This window comes from Nocardioides caeni, from assembly GCF_004912195.1.
In the GTDB taxonomy this organism is placed as follows: Bacteria; Actinomycetota; Actinomycetes; order Propionibacteriales; family Nocardioidaceae; genus Nocardioides; species Nocardioides caeni.
The window spans coordinates 23,816-28,546 of the sequence record NZ_STGW01000023.1; the positions used below are offsets into that span (position 1 = coordinate 23,816).

Genomic DNA, 4,731 nt, shown 5'->3' on the forward strand with positions numbered 1-4,731 from the left:
GCTACGCGCTCGTTGCCGCAGGTCTGCAGAAGTGCCTGGTCGAGGGCGGCCCCGACAGCGTCGACACCCAGAAGATGGAGAAGCTCTTCCTCGCCCTGGCGTGAGGCCGACCTTCGGCCTCAGTGCACGAGCTTGAGCCCGACGATGCAGCCGACCAGCCCGAGGATGAGCAGCACCCGCACGAGGCTGACCGGCTCCTCGCCGCTGACCATCCCGAAGGCGACGGTCAGTGAGGCGCCGATGCCGACCCACACGGCGTAGGCGGTGCCCGTCGGCAGGGTGCGCATCGCCAGCGCGAGGCCGGCCATGCTGGCGACGAGGCCGACGGCGAAGACCAGGCTCGGCACGAGTCGGGTGAAGCCCTCGGAGCGGCCGAGGGCGATCGCCCACACCGACTCGAGCACCCCGGAGACCACCAGCACGAACCACGCCACGACCACCACTCCTCGTGGCCGTCTTGTCGCGTTCCGGGTACGGCTCCCTCGTCCGGCGCCCCGCGCCGGAGCGTGTGCCCAGACTACGTCTCCGACGACTCGAAGGGTTGGCTAGCGAGCACCCGGAGGGCCTGCTTCCAGGCCTCGACGACCGCCGTCGTCCCCGCGCGGGGCTGGAGCAGGCCGGCGAGGTGGGAGCCGGTGAGCAGGTCGATGGTGAACTGCACGAGCATCGGCGCTCGCGGGTGGTCGGCGCCGGCCAGACGTGTGACACCGCGGTGCACGGCGCCGAAGATCCGCTCCTGGAGGGGCAGCAGCGCGTCGCGGAGGTCGGGGTCGGTGCGGGCGGCCACCCACAGCTCGAGCGCGGCGGCGAACGGCGGACTCTGCAGCTCGCTCCAGACGAGGTCGACGATGTCGTCCCAGCCGGCGGGCCCGCCGACCGGGCCAACCGGGTCATCGGCGCCGTCCGTCGTCAGCACCTGCAGGCGCCGCTCGACGACGTCCTCGACGACGCCGGCCATCAGCGCGCCGCGGGTCGGGAAGTGGTGCAGCAACGTGCCGCGAGCCACCCCGGCACGCTGCTGGACGTGGCCCACGGTGGTGGCGGCGTACCCGCCCTCGAGCAGGCTCTCGTAGGCCGCCTCCAGCAGGCGGGCCCGGGTCGCGGCCGAGCGCTCCTGCTGCGTACGTCGCGGGGCCGGCATGGCGGCGACCCTACCGCCGGAGCCGGGGTGGCCCCGGCTTGCCAGCGGGCGCACGGATACCGCAGACTGGAAAAACAGTCTGATCGGACGGAAAGTGACCTGATGGCCTCGAGCTCGCCCACCTCCCGCGCCCTGCGCAACCTCCGCAACCTCCGCAGCCTCCGCCTGCTGGCTCCTGTGGTCGCCCAGACCGCACGAGTGGCCGCGAGCGACGCCGTTGCCCGGCTGCGGCCGCGGACCCCGGGTGCCGAGGCGGAGCTGACGTTGCCGGCGCCGGCCGGTGCGGCCGACTTCGCCCGCCACGTCCACGTCCAGGGCGTCGTCCCCGGCTCCCCGGGCCAGGTCGCCGAGCTCGTCGCCGACCTCGACCGCGTCCACGAGTGGCTCACGCTCCACCTGTCGTGGCGCGGCGAGCGTCCGAGCCGGATGGAGGCCGGCGCCGAGTTCGTCCAGCAGATCAAGCTGATGGACATCCCGGCCCAGGCCCGGTGGCGCGTCGAGCGGGCCGACGCCGAGGGCTTCGAGCTCCGGGGGACCGGCCCGATGGGCATCACCGTCGGCCTCTGGTGCACCCTCGCCGCCACGTCTGGCGCCACGTCCGTGCGGCTCGACGGCGCGCTCGACGGGCCGCCCGTCCGCGGCCCGATCGGCCTGACTGCGGTGCGCAGCGTCGAGACCGCGCTGGCGGAGTCGTTGCAGGTCCTCGCCGGGATCCTCGGCGGCGGCTCCCTGGCCCGCATCGCCGAGGAGCCGGTCCGGCACGAGCGGACCGGCCGACTGCTCGACCCCACCACCCCCGTCGTCATCGGCGTCGGTCAGCTGGTGCAACGCGACCCCGACCCGGCCGCCCCCGTCGAGCCGGCTGCGATGGCGGCCCGCGCGCTGCGCGCCGCCGCCGAGGACGCGGGTCTGGGCGACGACCTGCTGGGCCGGGCGGACCTGGTCTATGCGGTCCCCAGCGCCTCGTGGACCTACGGCGACCAGGCGGGCCTGGTCGCCGAGCTGGTCGGCGCTCCCGACGCGGGCACGGTGCAGACCTCGCCGTACGGCGGCGACGGCGCCCAGCTGGCCGTCAACGACGCCGCTCGTGAGGTCGCCGAGGGGCGGGCGCACGTGGTGCTCGTCAGCGGCGCCGAGGCCGGTCGCACGGTGGCCGCCCTGCAGGCTGCCGGCCGGGAGCCGCAGTGGACCCGCCAGCCCGGGGATGCCGCGCCCGACCGGGTGATCGGCATCGACCGCACCGCCAACAACGAGGCGGAGACCAGCGTCGGCCTCGGCGCGCCGATCTATGTCTATGCCCTCCTGGAGTCGGCCCTGCGTGGTGCGGCCGGCACGCCTGATGCGGAGCACCGCGACCGCATCGCCGACCTCTGGGCCCGGCACAGCGCGATCGCCGCGGGCAACCCGTGGGCGTGGGACCGCACCGAGCGCAGCGCCGCCGAGATCGCGACCCCCTCACCCGACAACCGCGAGATCGCCGACCCCTACACGAAGCTGATGTGCGCCAACCTGCAGGTCGACCTCGCCGCCGGCGTGATCGTGGCCAGCGTGGCCGCGGCCCAGGCGCTCGGCGTCCCGCAGGAACGATGGGTCTTCCTGCACGCCGGCGCCTCCGCCGCCGACGAGTGGTTCGTCTCCGAGCGCGCCGACCTGACCGCCTCACCCGCGATCGCCGCCGCCGGCGCCGCGGCCCTCGACCACGCCGGGATCACCGTCGACGAGTTGGGCCCGATCGACCTCTACTCCTGCTTCCCCGCCGCGGTCCAGCTCGGCGCCGGCGCGCTCGGCCTGCCCTGGAACGACCCGGCGCGGCCGCTCAGCGTCACCGGCGGACTGACCTCGGCCGGCGGGCCGGGCAACAACTACGGCCTGCACGCCGTCGCCTCCATGGTCCCGCTGCTGCGTGCGGAGCCCGAGCAGTTCGGCCTCTCCAGCTCGCTCGGCTGGTATGCCACCAAGCACGCTGTCGGCGTCTATTCCGCGACGCCGCCGCGACAGACCTTCGCCCACCTCAAGCCGGCGTTCGACCGGCCGGCGCCCCGTCCCGTGCGCACCGACCTGGAGGGCACGGCAGTCGTCGAGGCGGTCACGGTGCCCCGCGGCCGATCCGGCGACCCGGAGGGCGTGATCGTCTCGGCCATCGCTCCCGACGGCGCCCGCGTCCTGCTGCGGCGCGAGGACCCGGCGGACGTCCTGGCGCTGATCGAGGGCGACTCGCTGCGCCGCACGATCGCGCTCGTCGACGGCCGTGTCGTGCTGACCGGCGAGCGTCAGGAGCTGCCCGAGCCGCCGCCGGCGCCGGTGCGCACCGAGCGGGCCGGGGGCGAGATCCTGGTCGTCACGCTGGATCGGCCACGCGTGCGCAACGCCATCGACGGCCTGACGGCCCGCCTCCTCGAGCGCGCGATCGACGACGCCGAGGCCGACGACACGGTGCGGGTCATCGTGCTCACCGGCGCCGGCGGCACGTTCTGCGCCGGCATGGACCTCGTCGGCGCCCACGGCGGTGCGGTGCCGGTGACCGACCGGCGCGGCCCGCTGGGCCTGACCGCCGAGCCGCCGACCAAGCCGACCATCGCGGCGGTCGAGGGGTCGGCGCTCGCGGGCGGCTTCGAGCTGGCGCTGTGCGCCGACCTCATCGTCGCCGCCGAGGACGCCACCTTCGGCCTCCCCGAGGCCAAGCGCGGCCTGCTCGCCGCCGCCGGCGGCCTGTGGCGCACGGCGGTGCGGCTGCCGCGGGCCGTGGCCCTCGAGCTGGCGATGGTCGGTGACGCCGTGACCGCCGACCGGCTCCACGGCCTGGGCCTCGTCAACGCCGTCGTGCCGACCGGCACCGCGCTGCCCGCGGCCCTCGAGCTGGCCGAGCGGATCGTCGCCAACGCACCGCTCTCCGTCCTCGTCGGCAAGCAGGTCGTCGACGAGGCGCCGACGTGGACGCCCGAGGAGGCGTTCGCCCGGCAGAGCGAGCTCGCGAGCCCGGTGCTCCTGTCCGACGACGCCCGGGAGGGGGTCGCGGCGTTCGCCGAGAAGCGGTCGCCGCGCTGGACGGGACGCTGAGCGGCCCGGTTTGGCGTACCGGTTGCGGGGGGTCTCGTCGCGAGACGCCTGGCCGTGGTGCTGGGTCTGGCCCGGTCCGGTGGACGGGTTGCGGGGGTCTCGAGACGGCCGTGGCCGGCCTCCTCGCCCACCAAGTGGTCTCGACCACCAGCGCGAGCGTCAGACGATGGGCCGCCGGAGCAGGCGGCGGAGCCGGTAGTCCCAGAGGGTGGCGCCGATCGGGAAGTTGCGGACCACGCGGGGGACACGACGGTTGCGGGCGCCGAGGCGTCGTACCCGCTCCTGGAAGCGTCGCTCGTCGTCCGCGGTCCAGGTGAGGTCCATGGCCTCGCGGATCTCGGGCGGCAGGAAGCCGGTGTTGATCCAGCGGTGGAACGGGCCGAGGCGGCGCTGCTGCTCGGGGCTGAGCTGCTTGAGGTCGAGCAGGTCGTTGAGATAGGCCTTGAGCGTGTCGTCGTAGGACACCTTCGCCAGTCCCTCGGCCCAGGCTGCGTCGAACGCGGCCTCGGTGCGCGGCCACGCTTCCTCGGGCA

General features: G+C 75.0%; 4 protein-coding genes and 1 riboswitch. Of the genes, 1 reads left to right on the forward strand and 3 read right to left on the reverse strand.

What is annotated here, in order from left to right:
* Nucleotides 1-119: 119 nt before the first annotated feature.
* Entirely contained in the window at nucleotides 120-434 is a 315-nt protein-coding gene (locus E9934_RS18780) for a DMT family transporter (protein WP_136564434.1), read from the reverse strand.
* Nucleotides 435-448: 14 nt separating this feature from the next.
* A riboswitch (guanidine-III (ykkC-III) riboswitch) is annotated at nucleotides 449-510 on the reverse strand.
* Nucleotides 511-517: 7 nt separating this feature from the next.
* Nucleotides 518-1,141, reverse strand: coding sequence for a TetR/AcrR family transcriptional regulator (locus tag E9934_RS18785; protein WP_136564435.1), 624 nt, complete (start codon nucleotides 1,139-1,141; stop codon nucleotides 518-520).
* 102 nt (nucleotides 1,142-1,243) lie between these two features.
* Between E9934_RS18785 and E9934_RS18790 the strand changes: the two genes are divergently transcribed.
* Nucleotides 1,244-4,198 carry a type II toxin-antitoxin system Rv0910 family toxin gene (locus E9934_RS18790; protein WP_136564436.1) on the forward strand — a complete coding sequence of 985 codons (2,955 nt, stop codon included), beginning with the start codon at nucleotides 1,244-1,246 and terminating at the stop codon, nucleotides 4,196-4,198.
* A 159-nt stretch (nucleotides 4,199-4,357) separates the two neighbouring features.
* On the opposite strand, the gene E9934_RS18795 is transcribed toward E9934_RS18790, so the two are convergent.
* The coding region (locus tag E9934_RS18795) for an oxygenase MpaB family protein (RefSeq protein WP_136564437.1) at nucleotides 4,358-4,731 on the reverse strand (374 nt) is incomplete at its 5' end.